This window comes from Peribacillus sp. YIM B13477 (genome assembly GCF_042787955.1).
Taxonomy (GTDB): Bacteria; Bacillota; Bacilli; order Bacillales; family DSM-1321; genus Peribacillus; species Peribacillus frigoritolerans.
Map to the genome: position 1 here is coordinate 266,286 of NZ_JBHZPD010000002.1, position 16,650 is coordinate 282,935.

The following is a 16,650-nucleotide window of genomic DNA, read 5'->3' on the forward strand; positions in this document are numbered from 1 at the left end:
AAAGTACCTTACTAAAGCATATATGGAGGAATGAAATGAAAGACGTTACACTCTATACCCAACCTGATTGCCCTCCCTGCAAAATCATGAAAATGTTCTTTGATGATAATAATATAGTATACAAAGAAAAAGATATTAAAGCAGATGGGCATGCACGTAAAGAACTAACCAATAAATATGGGGCTTATTCCACACCAACGGTCGTCATCGATGGGAAAGCCATTATTGGTTTTGAATTGGACGAAATAAAAAAGGAATTGAATATATAATAAAAAGTCTAGAGAAGGCTGTGGCCTTCTCTAGACTTTTTCATTTCAGCTTCCTTTAAAATCCCCAATTCTATTTTCTGTTTTCATACTTTACATCCTTTACCTTCCAAGCGCCATTTTCCTTTTTCAAAGTAACTGCTTCTACATGTTTTTCCATCGATACAGGTCCGTCCCCATTGTCCTGGAATTCTTCCCGAACATAAATGACATCACCTTTTTTCCCATATACAATTTCCGTATTCTTATCGTAACTGAAGAAAGGGATATAATACGGAGCGAAATCTGAACCAAATGCGGTATAACCGCCATCGACTTTCACTACATTCGCTTGGACGAACTTCTCGATGAAATCACCAGTGAAATGTTTTTCCAACTTCCCTTCAATCGCTTCCTTGGAACGTACTTCCTCACTGATCGAAACCTGATTCTCCATGGCATCATGTATTAAAGATAGTACTTCCTCTCTATGTAAGCCCTCCGCTGAAGCAGTGACCCCCCCACTTAAAAGTAAAAGGACGCTGGCAAGACATGCAACTAAATATTTACTCATTACAATCATCTCCTCGTTATAGAATTTCTCCTAATGATTCGGATTTTTTGCCTTTGTCTTTCAATACCCGTCCAGATCAAAGCCAAACTACAAAATCACATTCTCCGTTAGACCTTGAAACCATCGCCCATTTTTCACAAATAAAAAAGAAGATTTCATGAAATTGAAATCTTCTTCTTACAACTATCGAAAAGCATAGTAAAAAATAAAGCCGGCTACCAAAATCGTCCCAATAAAAAGAGAAACGAATATCGGGTTCTTTAAATAAGGATGTTCCTTAACTGAATCATCGATAGTCGAATCATAACTGGCTTTCACTTTCTGTGCCCTTGCTACAGAATAAGTATAAAAGAGCAGATATAACGCCATGACTGTAACGATTATGATTAGAATCCAGATGTAAGTGCTCAAAATATGTCTCCTCCAAGCGCATCATTTCTGCTTATCGTTACACATTTAAAGCGATTATATTCATGAATCGTTTTTTATAATAGTGCTTCATTTTCATATAAATAACTATAAGAAAGATCACAGAAAATATATTCCTTATTATTCAGTGGATAGGAAAAGGTCCGAATGGTTTCCCCCGTTTCAATATCACTGTATAAATCGGATAACCTTCCTTTTTTCTCGTTACGCATCTTTACAATATTTTCGAGGAAATAAGGTCTCCAGCTCCAATTTTTATTCATATAACTCGGTTGGACCATCCATTGCCCGTCCTTATGGAGGATATTGGGGGATTTTTGATACCCCTCTTCATCACATATATATAGACGAAAACATATTGAATCCAATTTTTTCGCCAAAACTCCGAGAAACTCTTCATGGGAGCCGGCCCGCTTATGCTGTTTTAAGAAGTTTTGCATATTCTCGTTGAATTGCAAAGTCTTTTGATAAACGGCTTCAAGCTTCTTGGTCTCTAAAGAAATGAAGGACTGGCATTCTTGATGGAATTTTTCACGAAGTAAATCTTTATTAATGAATTCCCCTTCCGGTTTCGCCAAGAAATATCCTTGATAATATCGTCCCCCATTCTTCCATGCAAAGCGAAGCTGGTATTCGGACTCAATGTTCTCAAATAGTAAGTTGGCGCCGATTTTACGTGCTAGCATGCTTAAAGAAAACAGGATGACCTGATAGGCATCCCCACCTGAGATGCGAAGCTGGTCCAGGTTAACTTTTAAAATATTCGGAGAAATCTGTGCGATTCGGTCGAGTTGCGTATCTTGTCCTAAATGATCTAAAGCTATCTTAATCCCATATGTTTTAAAGTAAGCAAGCACATGCTGCAGAGGATCTAAGTTTTCCGGACTGATCGTGTCTGATAATTCCAACACGATCCGGTGCATTTCCTCCGGTTGAAAATGACGGTGTAAAATCTCCATGAATTCTTCGCCATGATCCAGCATAAGCAAATTAGGATCTCTGTTGATAAAGATAAGAAAATCTTCACCATAGTCTTTTATTCTCTCCAAGGCAATTTCAAGTACGTAATTATCCACTTCCACCCTATACTCTTCCGGCACTGCAGAATCGTGAAAAAATGGGCCAAGGCTTTTATATTCAGATTGTTCCTCATAGCGCCCTAGAATTTCATACCCGATTACCTGATGTTGATCTGCACTGAAAATCGGTTGAAAGAATGGTGTCACCCTGTCTAAATTCTTTAATATCTTTTCTGTATCCATGATGCATCTTCCCCCTAATTACGAAAACACCAATATGCCAAAATTATACCATTAGTTTCTTGCATTGATAATAAATAATTTTAATTCCTACTGCATAACTCTTTTTTCAATACACTAAAATTCCCCATTCATCCTATCCATTTGAAAAGAAACACATTGAAAAGGCATTGTCCGGAACAATGCCTACCATTTTTTATGGTTAGTAAATGAACGCTGATTTCCTCTCCAGGCACTCGCTTTCCGCGGGCGGTCCGGGAGCCTCCTCGGCGTCTTTGCGCCTGCGGGGTCTCCCCTGGCCTCGCTTTTCCCGCAGGAGTCTCGAACACCCGCTCCAATCAACTTTGTTTAACTTTTGATAGAACCCTTTGCCTAAAGTCTTCATGGTTTTAAATAGAATTAATAAAACTAGATATGACAGGATGCATATCTGTGTCATCATCAAGATATAAAACCTATATATGCTAACGTAAAGAAACGATTGAGCTTGTATCCGCAGATGCAAAAGAAAAGCATGGTATGCATTGAATACTTTAAGGGGACTTAAAAAATTGTCGATTGCTGCGATGCTTACTTTCGCTGCGATTAATTTAAAGAAACAGAAGGCATTGCCCATAAACGGACAATGCCTTTTGACTTATCAGAAAGGGAAGAACCATGGTATCGTGATCACCATGATAACGCCAATGAAAATCTGTATGGATATCCCGATCATGATAAAATCTTTATGCTTGTAATCACCTGCCGTCATGACAAGCGCGTTGGTAGTGGCAACCCTTGGAGTGGATAACGCCAAGCTGCCAGCAACGGCAAGGCATAGAAACACAGGAAGTGGATCGATTCCTTGATTAACCGCAGATGTCAGGGCGATGGGCGTCATGATAACCGTCGCGGCTCCATACGGGATGAATTGGCTCAGGATCAGTGTCAGGAGGTAAAAGACCGCTAAAATGCCGTGTGCTCCGATATTACTGAATAAAACGGCCAGCCAATCACTTATCATTCTCACTCCACCCGTATTATCCAATGCAGCCGTAATTCCGAACATGGCAGCTATCAATAGCACAGGTTCCCAGTTAATCTTTTGGTAAGCATCCTCCATCGAACGGACACAGCCAGTAACCACCATCAACAATGCAGCCGTCAATACCGACAGTACAGCAGGGACGGATTCCATCGATAAAAGAATGACCATCAAAGCAGTGATTCCCAAGGCAATCCACGCTTTGCCCTTGGAATTCACCGGAGAGCCATCTTCCGATGTACTCCCAATAACGATGACATCCTGCAAATCCGAGGAAATCCTTTCAATGTTCTCCCATTCTCCATGTATCAGGATTGCATCCCCCGGTTTCAGGCGTTCCGTTCCGACATCCGCTTGAATATATTCGCCATTCCGATTGATTGCCAGTACATTACATTGGTATTTCTCACGAAAATGGACATCTATTAAAGTTTGATTTTCATAATCCGAGTTCGGGACGATCAATATTTCCGTCAATCCAAATCTACTGCTAAGAAAATGTTTCTTTATTTGTTCGGTATTAAAATGTTTAAATTCCAGTTCAAAGTTAAGTGCCAATCTCTCAACTGCCTCTTCTTCTCCAAACACCAAAATGATATCTTCAGGGTGAAGAACCTCATCCGCCCTGGCTGAAATCGTCTGCTGCCTTTGCAACAGCGGCAGTTGCTTATCCTTTGGCTTCCGCTGGATTTCAATTAAAGTCAATTCATACTGAATAGGGAGCTGGAGGTCCGACAGCCTTTCCCCAACAATATCGGAAGTAGCGGGTATATGCAGATAATGCAATCGGTCATATACTTTGTACATGCCGGCAAGCTCCCCTGCCGACAGTCCCTTTACACTATTGTTCGCTGCAATGGTCTTCTCGGGAAGCAACAGGCGTCCGAGTGTCAACATGAAGAATAACCCTGCTGCAAAGGCGACTAAGCCCACAGGTGTAAAGTCAAAAAATGATAAATTCCCTATTCCATTTTGCCGTAATACATCAGCGACGATCATATTGGAGGGAGTACCCGTAAGTGTTAATAGCCCTCCAATACTGCTTGCATAGGCAAGGGGCAATAAATACCTTGTCGGACTTGTTTTTTGTTGTAAGGCCATACTCATGACGAGCGGTAGCAGTATGGAAACAATTCCAGTTCCGCTTAAAAAAGCACTTAATATTCCTGCTGTCAGCATGACGATAAGCAGCGATTTCCATTCACTGCCCCCACATAAACCCAACAACTTATTTCCTGCCTTTTCCACGATTCCTGTATTTAACAGGCCGGCACCGACTATAAATAGCCCAGCCAGCATGATGACCACTTGATTCGCAAAACCGGCCACTAGTTCATCCAATGATAGAATCCCCAGTAACCCAAGAATGGATAGCGCACTAAGTGCAATTAAATCTGCTCGAAATTTTCCTTGTATAAAAAGCGCAATCGCGCATAGAAGTATAATCAGTGTAATAAACATTGGTTCGGTCATCATGTTACCTCCGTATAGATGTTCAATTTCAAACCGGATACGGTTTCATCAAACCCCAGTTTACATGTTTTTCATAAGCTTATAGAAGATATTTTCTTCAATTTATGTATATTGTTTGTTAGTATGAGGAAGTAACATTTTTATATTAGATAGGTTGATTAATTTGAATAAACCCATTTCCAGAAGAACATTCTTAAAGAAAAGTCTTGGTACTTTGGCTACCTTAACCGGTTTAGGTATTGGCGGAAACTTTTATGCCCATAATTTGGAACCGAAATGGTTGGAAACCAAGCATAAAATCATCAGCAATCCGCTTATCCCAAAAGGTTTTCATGGCATGAAAATGGTCCAATTCAGCGATACGCATTTAGGCTTTCAATTTCAGCTTAAGGATTTACAAGCAATTGTCAATAAGATTAACGAACTGGACCCTGATGTTATTTTATTTACTGGAGATTTAATGGACCAGCCTAATAAATACAAGGCTCACAAAAAAATCCCTCTCGTTTTGAATCAGCTCAAAGCGCCGCTTGGAAAATTCAGCATCTACGGTAACCATGATCATGGGGGATATGGCTCAGAAATTTACAGCGATATCATGGAAAAATCCCATTTTACCATGTTGCAAAATACCTCAGCTAAGATAACCTTATTAACGGCTGAAGAAATAATCATTGCCGGTGTTGATGATGCCATGCTAGGAAAGCCGGATTTTGAAAAGGCCCTTTTCGGCATCCCGAAGGAAGTGTTCACCATCATGCTTTCACATGCCCCTGACCTTGCCGACATATCAAGGACTTACGACATCCAGTATCAAATAAGCGGACACAGTCATGGAGGTCAAGTGCAAATTCCCTTCGCCGGTGCCCTGGTAACTCCCCCATACGCTGAAAAGTACCGGGAAGGCACGTATGAAATCGATTCATTAACGTTACATGTTAATAGAGGCCTTGGCACTACCCGTCTCCCCTACCGTTTTCTTTCACGTCCGGAGTTAACTGTTTACGAATTCCAAGCCGAAAGATGATAGAAAAAGAACACAGGGGAAAACCGCCGCACTTATTAACAAAACCTGTGCGGATAAAACAACTTGTAGCCATGAATCATTTGTAATCGACTCCTATGAATTATAGCATTAGATGTATATCTGAGAAAACCAGGTTTTTTTTACCAGTACCCATGGTAATTGCCATAAAGGTTATACCATACTTAAATAGCCACATAGGAAAGTGCCGATACAACCTAAAACAGACACCGTTATATAGATAAGGCAATCTATATAACGGTGTTTTCTTATAAGTTCAAGTGTTTCCATACTGAATGTTGAAAAGGTCGTAAAGGCGCCAAGGAAACCTATCGTCAGAAAAACCTGCAATGATAAAGCCCAGCTTTCTTTCTGTGGCAACACCATTCCCAGCCCAAAGGATCCTATAAGATTAATCAGTAAAATGCTAACGGGTATCGAGACGGCTGGCAATAGCCTATTAAAAATAATCTGGAAGACATATCTAGAAGCTGCCCCAAAAAAGCCTCCTATAAAAACTGAAAGAACCTCAATCAAAGAGTCTCACCTCTCCGTTTTTCAAACAGGCCCAGTCCAAGGAAACCAGCGGCCAAACCAAATAAAAGCGTGGCTCCAAGATACATTCCCGCCAATGGCAGAGAAGTCTGCAGGAGATTCACCACTTCTTGAGAAAATGTGGACATCGTGGTAAAACCGCCGCAAAACCCGCTGCCCAGCGCAAAAAAAACAAACGATTTCTTTTTTGAGGCGAAATACCCATTTATCATTCCAAGTAAAAAGCTGCCTACTATATTTATTAAGAGGGTTCCAAGCGGGAAGAAAGAATGGCCGGCAGACAAGATTACGCAATAACGCAATATCGCTCCAGCCGCTCCTCCAAAACCGACTGCAAAAATGCTTTTAAACCGTTCCATCCAGGTCACCCCAAATTTTTATCATAAGTAGCTTCATTATAACAGATTAAGATGAAACAGGCTCTTTTCTTTAAAAAATCCATACTATGTAAAGAATTTGAGAAAAGGAGGCTAATTATGCAAACACAGTATTTACCTTACTACCACTATCCACAGACCATAATGCTGCAGAACGATTACAGAAATGCATATGGGAATGAATATGGACCTGAATATTGGAATGACGAGCGCTTCTTTCCTTTCTTTCCGCTATTGGCTCCTGTAGCTTTTGTTGCAGGATTGGCAATTGGACCGTTGCTATTCAATAACCGTCCACCTGTCTATCCTCCATATCCTCCTCCATACCCGCCCGCCTACCCTCCTTACCCTGCTTATCCAGCGTACCCTCCCTATCAAGGCTTTCAGGGTTACCAGCAACAACAATTTGGCGCACAGGCTGGGGTATCTGAAAATATCAATATCTACACTCAATAAGAGTTGGACAGAAGGCGACATAAACGCCTTCTTTTTCTTGGACCAAAAGGGAGTCGGATTGAATTTTACTTCCCTATATATTTTGAAGTGGTATAATATGAAAATGAATAGATGGTAAAGTGTTGGGAAATGATGGTCATACCCTAGAGATGTACATGCTTAATTTTTTCACTATTTTCTGCCTAGTTGCACATACGTCCCTATTTCAACCAATATATAAAACAGGTTTTTCCTGAAGGAAGTCTGTATGTAACGTCCTTCTAACCTTATTAAGAAAAGGAGTTTCCACTAATGAACCAAACGAAAGGACATTCTGAAAGGGATGAGTTTTCGATAAACTCCCTTGCCCAAGCCGTGTTTATTGTCAATAAACATGCAAAGACTGCATTGGAGCCAAAGAATTTATATAATTTAAAACGGCTCGCATTAAGCAAGCTTATGCAAGAAGGAAAAGCGAAGAAGATTGGACTTCATTTCTCTGATAACCCTCGCTTTGCAGCACAGCAATCCGACGTCATTGTCGAATGCGGATCATATGTTTTTCATTTACCTCCCACTAAGGAAGATTTGAAAAAACTACCCCACCTCGGCAGCCGGGCAGCCTCCATACGGAACCCTAAAGCCGCCTTGTCATTATCAAAGGCCAAACAGATCCTGCAATCTTACGTTGGACAAGCAGGTGAAAAACAACCGAACACAACCAATACCGAGAAAAGGGCTCACGGGCGCAAGTCGGTCAAGCAACCTTTTCACAATCCATTCCCATCCTCCTTTTTAGGAAAAGGTTCCAAGTATTGATCATTGATAAATCAAAAGGGCCGTGAGGTAATGCCTCATCGGCCCTTTTTCACATTCATAATACCAATCTGTCTATCAACTTTATAAGCTCTGCAATTTCAGGCTTGCTGATTTGCGCGTCAGCCCCTACGACTTGACCTTTATGACGCAGGCTGTCAGTAATCAAAGAAGAGAAAATAATCACCGGCAGTCCAGCGAGTTCCCCGTTTTCCTTTATTCTTTTAGTCAAATGATGCCCATCCATCTGAGGCATCTCAATATCGGTGATCACCAGTTGCACTTCATCTTCAACCACTTTGCCTGATTCAATCAAATTCTCAAGATAATTAATTGCATCAAGTCCATTCTCATAAAACTCCAAGTACTTGAATCCTGCTTCTGACAATGTATCGAACAGCAGCTTTCTCAGTAATGGTGAATCTTCAGCAATCAGGATTCTCTTGTCAGAATTTTGCCGGATACCAAGCTTTTTTACCTGTTGGATGTTTATTCCTGATTCTGGATTGATTTCGACCACTATTTTTTCAAAATCGAGTAACAGTAACATTTCACTATTTAATTTTATTACTCCGATAATCTGACTTTCAAGGCCCTGATACATATCCGAAGGCTTTTCGATTTGGGACCAGGAAATACGGTGGATCTGTGTTACGGTATGGACATGGAAAACCACTTTTTGCTGATTGAATTCAGCCACTATGAATTTATCCTGCTCAGGAGATTCAGATGGCGGAAACCCTAAAGCATCCGCGACATTCACAACTGGCAGTACTTCTCCGCGAAGCTCTATGATCCCCTCCACATTTGGATGGGAATGAGGGACAAGCGTGATGGGGACAGGATTGATGATTTCCTTAACCTTAATTACGTTAATGCCGAATTTATTCTTTCCGAGACCGAATTCCACTATCTCAAGCTCATTCGTTCCACTTTCCAGTAATATTCCTTTATTTGCTTCCACGGTTTCATCCCGCCCTTCTGCTTTTTCATTTCAAAATTCCATAAATCATTAAACCGCTAGGAAAAATATCATGGTTTCATCAATGAACTCATACCTAATAATTCGGTTAAATATTTCTTTTGTTTAGAGCATGGATAAAAAAAATCCAGAAGTGATCATTTATTAAGGCTGTTTTCACATACTTTGTTGCTATTTACCAGGTAGTGAGTTGTGGTTGATTTCCCCTCCAGATGCTCGCTTTCCGCGGGGCGGGCGGTGAGCCTCCTCGGCGTAAACGCCTGTGGGGTCTCACCTGTCCCGCTGCTCCCGCAGGAGTCTCGCACTTCTGCTCCAATCAACCTTAAATAGTTTCGTTTTAAAAACATCAATCTTTACGAAAAGAGCTTTTATTAAAGCCCAAACAAAAAAGGGACCCATCTGAGTCCCCCTTATTCCAAGCTCATTTTCACCACTGTCATTCCGCCACCATATCGTTCGTAAGCCTATCACTTCGATATAAACCTCCGCCGCGCAAACAAAATAATGCATACTCACCAATTTCTCAACTGATTCTTATCTATTTCGCGACCTTTTCTTTGGATTGAGCCAACCTTTTTTTACAAAGAATAAAAACATCATCAAGGCAATACCGCCCATCGTTCCAAGAATGAGGAAATAGCCATAATGCCAATTTAATTCCGGCATATATTCAAAATTCATCCCATATACGCCCACTATGAAGGTCAGCGGCATGAAAATGGTAGTGATGACAGTCAATGTCATCATCGTTGAATTCATATTATTAGAGTTCACAGACAAATAGCTATCACGGATATCGGACGAAAAATCTCGATACGATTCAAGCATTTCAGTCAATTTAAGAAGATGATCGTACACATCATTAAAATATAGATGCTGATCTTTCAAGTAATTCAGACGTTCCGATGAAATCATTCTGTACAATAAATCACGCATCGGCAATATGGTCCGACGGAGCCTGGACATATCTGTACGTAAATCGAAAAGCTGATCCATCAATTCGTTAATCGTGTCATTTTCAGTATTTTCCTCAATGCTAGCCAATTCGCTTTCAATTTTATAAACAGGCGGGAAGAATTCATCGACGATCCTGTCAATTATCCTATGCATCAAGAAAAAGGGACTTTGCTTCAACATTTTATTACCGGCAATTTCTTCCCATACCTTTTCCAGTTCAAGCATATCTTCCTTATGAAAACTTACTATCCATTTTTCACCGACAAACATATCCAATTCCACTGCTTTAAATACCTTCTCCCTTAAAGCATGAATCACAAGAAATTGGTAGCCTTCATAAAAATCCATTTTGGGACGTTGATTAAAATCATCCAGGCAATCTTCAATTGCCAGCGGATGAAAGTGAAAATGATTGGTTAAAAGTTCGATTTCCTTGTTTGTGGGATTGGAAAAATCCACCCAGTACCACTCGATATCCGGATTATTCATTTCCGTTAGCGGTAAATCAAAACTGATTTCTTGATTAGAAGTAATTGCGCAAGTCCTTATCAAATGTATCAACCCTCAAAATTTTCTTATCATACATTATACCTTTATTTCATTAATCTCAAAAAGTTTTCTCCCCCTCCAAACTAAATGATAAAATAGGATGAATGAGTCAAACATAGTACATAAATTCATGTAGGTAGATAAGGGAGGATATTCATAGATGGAACATTTAATAAACCCTCTAGTAAAAGACGTACAAATATCAGGAATCCGCAAATTCTACAATATGGTCGCTGATATCGAAGGCACCATTTCCTTAACGATAGGACAGCCTGACTTTTCAACTCCAACGCATATTAAAGAAGCGGCAAAACAAGCCATCAATAATGACTATACCGTTTATACTCACAATGCCGGCTATCTGGAATTAAGGGAAGCCGCTTCAAATTATGTAAAAGACAAATACAAGCTTAACTATGATCCCGCGAATGAAGTGATCGTGACCTCTGGTGCCAGCGAAGGCATAGACATTGCCTTTCGGACGATCCTCATCCCAGGGAACGAAGTAATATTACCGGGTCCGGTATATCCGGGATACGAACCCATCATTAAGATGTGCGGCGCAACACCTGTTTATGCCGATACAACAAAAAATGGATTTCGTTTGACGGCAGATATACTTGAAAAGTACATAACTGAAAACACTCGGTGCATCGTTCTGCCCTATCCATCGAATCCGACCGGGGTTACATTAACTGCCGAAGAATTATTGGACATTGCCGAACTTGTTAGGGGCAAGGACATCTTCATATTGGCTGATGAGATATACAGTGAGCTGGTATTCGATCAGGAGCATGTTTCGATTGCCACTTTCTTAAAAGAACAAACCATCGTCTTGAACGGATTGTCCAAGTCCCATTCCATGACCGGGTGGAGGATTGGCCTTCTGTTTGCGCCTGCAGCCATCTCTCAGCATCTCCTGAAGGTTCACCAATACAATGTGACATGTGCCGCATCCATATCGCAGAGAGCTGCCTTGGAAGCATTGACGGCAGGCAGAAATGATGCAATACCCATGAAGACCGAGTATGCACGGAGACGGGAATACGTGTACAGTCGCTTACAAGCGATGAAACTGGAAATAGTCAAACCAAATGGTGCCTTTTACTTCTTTATAAAGCTGCCTGAAGGCTATGCCTCTTCCCTTGACTTTTGCCTTAAGCTTGTTCAACAGGAAAAAGTGGCAGTGGTCCCTGGAGATGCATTCTCTCCTCTTGGCGAAGGGTACTTCAGGATATCTTATGCCTATTCCATGGAGACCCTGGAAAAAGCCTTGGACCGTATTGAAGCTTTTTTAGCTAAAAAGTAATCGCAAAAAAATAGTGGCCTTCAATTGAATGGACAATTGAAGGCCACTTTCCAATTTTCAAGGATGTCAGGCTACCTAAGGTTTTTCACCTTGCCGCCAACTAATACAATCTTCGTAAAAAACGAATTTCCCGATATCCTTCTTCCTTATTTGTCGTGGTAAGGCTCACTTCAACGATGGAACCAAGTAAATCAGCCATCACTTCTTCAAATTCCTTTGCGGAGCGCGGCTTTGAAAAGCCTAAGCTCTTCAATTCGCGCATCAGTATCTGAAAACCGGCATTCGTTTCGATATGACTGAATTTCACCGGCAAGATTAGCGGACTTTCATTCATTAATTTCAGATCCCAACGAATGGGCTTTGTTTGATGAATGGTTTTTTCTCGTTTAAAACCTTCAATCCTTACAATATATCGGCCATCTTCCAATTCCTGGAATTTCATATTGATATCATCGAATTCGCCCATAGCTTTCACTCCTTTTTGTAAAGGCTGTCGCTATCAGCTTATTCATGATAAAGAAATGCTAGCACTTAATTATAATGTTTATATAATGCCTGTGTACCGCTATTTTCTTCGCCAGCTTCTGCCAGCCCCTCATACAGGGATTTGCTCAGGCTTAATCCAGGAACGTCCATTCCCATTCTTTCCGCTTCATCAAGTGCAATCTTCATATCCTTGATAAAATGCTTGATATAAAAACCAGGTTCAAAATCCCCTTCAACCATCCGCGGTACGAGATTGGACAATGACCAGCTCCCGGCAGACCCCGATGATATGCTTCTTAATACCCGGTCCGGATCCAACCCCGCCTTTTTGGCATAGGAAATCGCTTCAGTCACTCCGATCATATTGGATGCAATGGCAATTTGATTGCACATTTTCGTATGCTGTCCCGAACCAGCAGGGCCTTGATGGACAACATTGCTGCCAAGGATATCAAAAATGGGCCGGACCGCTTCAAATGCCTCACTAGACCCGCCGGCCATGATCGTGAGTTTTGCATCACGAGCACCGATATCTCCTCCGGAAACCGGTGCATCCAAGGATTCCATGCCCCTTTTCTTCGCTTCCTCTGCTATCTTCACTGCCAAAGTTGGAGTCGAGGTCGTCATATCGATTAAATAGGTTCCTTGTTTCCCGTTCTCGATAAGCCCATTATCCCCAAGATAGATTTCTTCCACATCACTAGGGTATCCCACCATGGAAATGATCACATTAGCTTTTTGCGCAATTTCCTTTGGAGCAGCTGCCCACTTCGCTCCCTGTGAAAGCAGTTCACTTGACTTATCTTTCGTCCTTGTATAAACAAATACCTCAAACCCCGCCTTAAGTAGATGTGCGGCCATGCTTTTTCCCATAACTCCTAAACCAATGAAGCCGATCACTTTGTTCGATTGCATCAATGCAGATTCCTCCCAATCATTTTGTTTAAAACAGAACTTAAATGGACTTTATCATTCCTCCGTCAACTAAATAGGACTGTCCCGTTATATATGTATTAGCACCTGAAACAAGGAAAGTAACGAACTTTGCAAATTCCTCGGGTTCCCCATAACGCCCAAGAGGGATTTTGTTAATGGATTGTTCAGTCATCTCCTCAGGAGTGACGCCTTGTTTCTCTGCATTCATCTTATCAAGGTGCTGAACACGATCCGTTGCGATTCTTCCTGGACCGACTGTATTGATCAAAATCCTGTCTGGTGCTAATTCTGAAGCTAACGTCTTCGACAAACCCACGATTGCCGTCCGGAATGTATTCGATAATATCAGTCCTGGAATCGGTTCCTTAATGGATGAAGAAGCAATATTAACGATTTTTCCGCCTTGTTTTTTTAAATGTGGCAAGCTTTCACGGATCGTCCTTATGAAGCTTAGTAAATTAAGTTCAAAAGATTGTTGCCATTCTTCATCATTGAAATCTGAAAAAGAACCTCCTGGAGGACCTCCTGCATTATTAATAAGAATATCGATACCGCCGAATTCTTCAGCGGTTTGCGCCACCAGGCTTTTAATATCTTCAGCTTTTGTTATATCCGTTACCTTATAAGAAACTTTACCCGTCCCAAGCTGTGATAATTCCCTTTGTACGGCGGCTAGCTTTTCTCCATCACGGCTGGCTAGCATGACATTTGCTCCTTCTTTAACCAATTCGGCTGCCATAGCCATCCCCAAACCTTGACTTGAAGCTAAAATCAAGGCATTTTTCTTTTCCAAATGAAATTCCATATTATATCTAACCTCCATCTTCTTAAAAATATAATTCCATTATATCGTTATAACCGTAAAGTGAAAAATCTGAATAATCATTCTTATGATTTTTTATTTGCAAAAAAATAGCCGGCTGGATAACCAACCGGCTTCAAAGGGGGAAATGAGAATGTCAGCTGCCCTAAAAGAGCTAAACAACTGTGCTTGCTTTTTATTTACCCCCATTTTGGTGCAATAAACCATTTTTTCTTTAAATTAAACAAGAATTACAGGACAGCACCCCATCCGAAGGTTCTAATGGATGGGGTGCTGTTTTCCTGATTTAATTATTTCTTCAAAGCGTTAACAACCGCTTCTTTCACATTATCATTCGTGTCCAGCCCTAGAACTTCCTGAGATAGTTTTTTCATCTCTTCAAGCGAAAGTTGGCTAATTAAAGAACGTGCTTTTAAAATCGAAGTGGCACTCATTGAGAATTCATCAAGGCCCAATCCGATTAAAATCGGGATGGCCACTTCATCTCCAGCCATTTCCCCGCACATTCCGGCCCATTTCCCTTCTTTATGAGCTGCATCTATGACCATTTTAACCAAGCGTAAAATCGCTGGATTGTATGGTTGATATAAATAAGATACTCTCTCATTCATTCGGTCAGCGGCCATCGTATACTGAATCAAGTCATTAGTGCCTATGCTGAAGAAATCGACTTCCTTAGCGAATATATCCGCCATCACTGCAGTTGAAGGGATTTCAACCATGATTCCGACTTCAATCTTTTCAGCAACTTGAATACCATTATCAAGCAATTCCTGCCTGACTTCAGCCAAGACGGCTTTAGCTTCGCGGAATTCAGCCAGTGTTGCAATCATCGGGAACATGATCTTCAAATCCCCGTAAATGCTTGCACGAAGCAGGGCACGGAGCTGGGTCCTGAAAATCTCCTGCTCATTTAAGCAAAGGCGAATCGCACGGTAGCCAAGGAAAGGGTTCATTTCCTTAGGAAGCTCTAAATAAGGCAACTCCTTGTCTCCGCCTATATCAAGCGTTCTGACGACTACAGGCTTCCCTGACATTCCTTCCAGCACAGCTTTATATGCCTCGAACTGTTCTTCTTCACTTGGAAAGTCATTTCTGCCCATATAAAGAAATTCCGTACGATATAAACCGATGCCTTCACCGCCATTTTGATGTACGCCCTCCAGATCTTTCGGCGTGCCAATATTGGCTGCCAATTCCACATGGTGGCCATCATTCGTAACGGTTTTTTCATGAACAAGTTTCGCCCACTCAGCTTTTTGCCTGGCATAGGCTTCCTGCTCCTCTTCGTAGCGTTTCACGAGTTCAGGAGTGGGATTGATGTGGACTTCACCCTTTAACCCGTCAATGATGACCAAGTCACCATTTTCAATGGAAGAGGTCACTGACTTCGCTCCAACGACTGCTGGAATTTCCAATGAACGGGCCATTATGGCTGAATGGGATGTACGTCCACCGATATCGGTCGTAAATCCTTTAACATATGCCGGATTCAACTGTGCTGTATCGGATGGAGTCAAATCCTCCGCAATGATGATCACTTCTTCAGCAATCATGCTCGGATTAGGAATATGAACACCTAAAAGATGTGACAGCACCCGTTTCGTGACGTCACGGATATCCGCTGCTCGTTCCTTCATGTATTCATTATCCATTTGTTCAAACATCGTAATGAACATGCTTGCGGTTTCATTTAAAGAAAACTCTGCGTTGACGTTTTCTGATTGTATTTTATCCTGAATTGGAGTGATAAGTTCCGGATCAGCCAAAACAAGCAGGTGCGCGTCAAAGATTGCGGCTTTATCGGCCCCTAGATCCTTTTCGGCTTTATCCCTGATTATTTCCAATTCATTTGTTGACTTTTGAATAGCTTCCTTAAAACGGGATATTTCAGCCCCGACATCTTCTATGCTTCTTTTTACAATCGATAAATCTGGCTCAGTCAGTCGATAGGCTTTAGCGATGGCTATTCCGTTTGAAGCTGCTATTCCACTAATCAAAGTGGACATTATTCTGCTAATCCTTCTCTGTTCAACGTTTCAGCAAGTGTGTTCAGTGCATCGTTTTCATCGCTTCCTTCAGCAGAAATCGTAATTTCCGCACCTTTGCCGATACCTAGGGACATTACACCCATAATGGACTTAAGGTTCACTTTTTTCTCTTTATATGCAAGGTTTATTTCTGAATCAAATTTTCCTGCAGCTTGTACAAGCAATGTTGCCGGACGAGCGTGAATTCCTGTTTCTGCAGTTACTGTAAATGTTTTTTCTACCATATAGATCAATCTCCTTTAAGATAAATTAACAAAAATAGGTTATGTAAGGGGTTTTCTCTATCCAAATGAAAAAAGAAATGCCCTTTTCCTTATCAGGATAGCATTATCATTCCCAACAAACA

At 41.2% G+C, this 16,650-nt stretch carries 17 protein-coding genes and 2 pseudogenes; 6 read left to right on the forward strand and 13 right to left on the reverse strand.

The genetic code is table 11. The features are described from left to right. Positions 1-35 precede the first annotated feature (35 nt). On the forward strand, positions 36-269 hold the full coding sequence (locus ACFX4H_RS08000) for a glutaredoxin family protein (RefSeq protein ID WP_034314090.1): 234 nt from the start codon (positions 36-38) through the stop codon (positions 267-269). A gap of 70 nt (positions 270-339) precedes the next feature. Here ACFX4H_RS08000 and ACFX4H_RS08005 read toward each other — a convergent pair whose 3' ends face one another. The 3 genes from ACFX4H_RS08005 to ACFX4H_RS08015 all read right to left on the reverse strand — a co-directional run bounded on the left by ACFX4H_RS08005 (position 340) and on the right by ACFX4H_RS08015 (position 2,510). Further along, on the reverse strand, positions 340-819 hold the full coding sequence (locus ACFX4H_RS08005) for a DUF3993 domain-containing protein (protein WP_249597861.1): 480 nt from the start codon (positions 817-819) through the stop codon (positions 340-342). Between the two features lie 183 nt (positions 820-1,002). Continuing rightward, positions 1,003-1,230: a hypothetical protein gene (locus tag ACFX4H_RS08010; protein WP_034314096.1), complete on the reverse strand. Its 228-nt coding sequence runs from the start codon at positions 1,228-1,230 to the stop codon at positions 1,003-1,005. A 74-nt stretch (positions 1,231-1,304) separates the two neighbouring features. Beyond that, entirely contained in the window at positions 1,305-2,510 is a 1,206-nt protein-coding gene (locus tag ACFX4H_RS08015) for an EAL domain-containing protein (RefSeq protein WP_241637086.1), read from the reverse strand. A 465-nt stretch (positions 2,511-2,975) separates the two neighbouring features. Between ACFX4H_RS08015 and ACFX4H_RS08020 the strand changes: the two are divergent. Next, positions 2,976-3,106 (forward strand): annotated as a pseudogene (locus ACFX4H_RS08020) (transposase); the annotation flags it as partial. A gap of 41 nt (positions 3,107-3,147) precedes the next feature. On the opposite strand, the gene ACFX4H_RS08025 reads toward ACFX4H_RS08020, so the two are convergent. Continuing rightward, positions 3,148-5,007, reverse strand: coding sequence for an SLC13 family permease (locus ACFX4H_RS08025; RefSeq protein ID WP_052137473.1), 1,860 nt, complete (start codon positions 5,005-5,007; stop codon positions 3,148-3,150). A gap of 160 nt (positions 5,008-5,167) precedes the next feature. Between ACFX4H_RS08025 and ACFX4H_RS08030 the strand changes: the two genes are divergently transcribed. After that, positions 5,168-6,031 (forward strand): metallophosphoesterase, encoded by an 864-nt coding sequence (locus ACFX4H_RS08030; RefSeq protein ID WP_034314103.1) that lies wholly within the window; start codon positions 5,168-5,170, stop codon positions 6,029-6,031. 171 nt (positions 6,032-6,202) lie between these two features. Here the strand turns inward: ACFX4H_RS08030 and crcB are convergent, their stop codons facing one another. Beyond that, on the reverse strand, positions 6,203-6,565 hold the full coding sequence (gene crcB, locus ACFX4H_RS08035) for a fluoride efflux transporter CrcB (protein ID WP_084737991.1): 363 nt from the start codon (positions 6,563-6,565) through the stop codon (positions 6,203-6,205). Further along, on the reverse strand, positions 6,562-6,942 hold the full coding sequence (locus ACFX4H_RS08040) for a fluoride efflux transporter FluC (protein ID WP_034314107.1): 381 nt from the start codon (positions 6,940-6,942) through the stop codon (positions 6,562-6,564). The genes crcB and ACFX4H_RS08040 overlap by 4 nt, the downstream gene beginning before the upstream one ends. A 162-nt stretch (positions 6,943-7,104) precedes the next feature. Here ACFX4H_RS08040 and ACFX4H_RS08045 point away from each other — a divergent pair, with 162 nt between their 5' ends. Together ACFX4H_RS08045 and ACFX4H_RS08050 are read left to right on the forward strand one after the other, a co-directional pair. Then, on the forward strand, positions 7,105-7,416 hold the full coding sequence (locus tag ACFX4H_RS08045; RefSeq protein ID WP_370028936.1) for a hypothetical protein: 312 nt from the start codon (positions 7,105-7,107) through the stop codon (positions 7,414-7,416). Positions 7,417-7,707: 291 nt separating this feature from the next. Then, positions 7,708-8,214, forward strand: coding sequence for a YkyB family protein (locus tag ACFX4H_RS08050; protein WP_052137475.1), 507 nt, complete (start codon positions 7,708-7,710; stop codon positions 8,212-8,214). 55 nt (positions 8,215-8,269) lie between these two features. On the opposite strand, the gene ACFX4H_RS08055 is transcribed toward ACFX4H_RS08050, so the two are convergent. Both ACFX4H_RS08055 and corA read right to left on the reverse strand, forming a co-directional pair. Then, the gene (locus tag ACFX4H_RS08055; RefSeq protein ID WP_241637087.1) at positions 8,270-9,175 is read right to left on the reverse strand and encodes a chemotaxis protein; all 906 of its coding nucleotides are present in this window, start codon (positions 9,173-9,175) and stop codon (positions 8,270-8,272) included. Positions 9,176-9,727: 552 nt separating this feature from the next. After that, positions 9,728-10,711 carry a magnesium/cobalt transporter CorA gene (gene corA / locus ACFX4H_RS08060; RefSeq protein WP_174878746.1) on the reverse strand — a complete coding sequence of 328 codons (984 nt, stop codon included), beginning with the start codon at positions 10,709-10,711 and terminating at the stop codon, positions 9,728-9,730. 148 nt (positions 10,712-10,859) lie between these two features. Here corA and ACFX4H_RS08065 point away from each other — a divergent pair, with 148 nt between their 5' ends. Next, on the forward strand, positions 10,860-12,008 hold the full coding sequence (locus ACFX4H_RS08065; RefSeq protein WP_377434876.1) for an aminotransferase A: 1,149 nt from the start codon (positions 10,860-10,862) through the stop codon (positions 12,006-12,008). Between the two features lie 100 nt (positions 12,009-12,108). On the opposite strand, the gene ACFX4H_RS08070 is transcribed toward ACFX4H_RS08065, so the two are convergent. From ACFX4H_RS08070 to ACFX4H_RS08090, 5 genes and pseudogenes are all read right to left on the reverse strand, one after another. After that, entirely contained in the window at positions 12,109-12,474 is a 366-nt protein-coding gene (locus ACFX4H_RS08070; RefSeq protein ID WP_034314117.1) for a hypothetical protein, read from the reverse strand. A gap of 65 nt (positions 12,475-12,539) precedes the next feature. Then, positions 12,540-13,427: pseudogene (locus ACFX4H_RS08075) on the reverse strand (NAD(P)-dependent oxidoreductase); the annotation flags it as partial. Between the two features lie 22 nt (positions 13,428-13,449). After that, positions 13,450-14,235: an SDR family oxidoreductase gene (locus ACFX4H_RS08080; protein WP_034314122.1), complete on the reverse strand. Its 786-nt coding sequence runs from the start codon at positions 14,233-14,235 to the stop codon at positions 13,450-13,452. 308 nt (positions 14,236-14,543) lie between these two features. Then, the gene (gene ptsP / locus ACFX4H_RS08085) at positions 14,544-16,262 is read right to left on the reverse strand and encodes a phosphoenolpyruvate--protein phosphotransferase (RefSeq protein WP_048678209.1); all 1,719 of its coding nucleotides are present in this window, start codon (positions 16,260-16,262) and stop codon (positions 14,544-14,546) included. Next, on the reverse strand, positions 16,262-16,528 hold the full coding sequence (locus ACFX4H_RS08090) for a phosphocarrier protein HPr (RefSeq protein WP_034314127.1): 267 nt from the start codon (positions 16,526-16,528) through the stop codon (positions 16,262-16,264). The genes ptsP and ACFX4H_RS08090 overlap by 1 nt, the downstream gene beginning before the upstream one ends. Positions 16,529-16,650 lie beyond the last annotated feature (122 nt).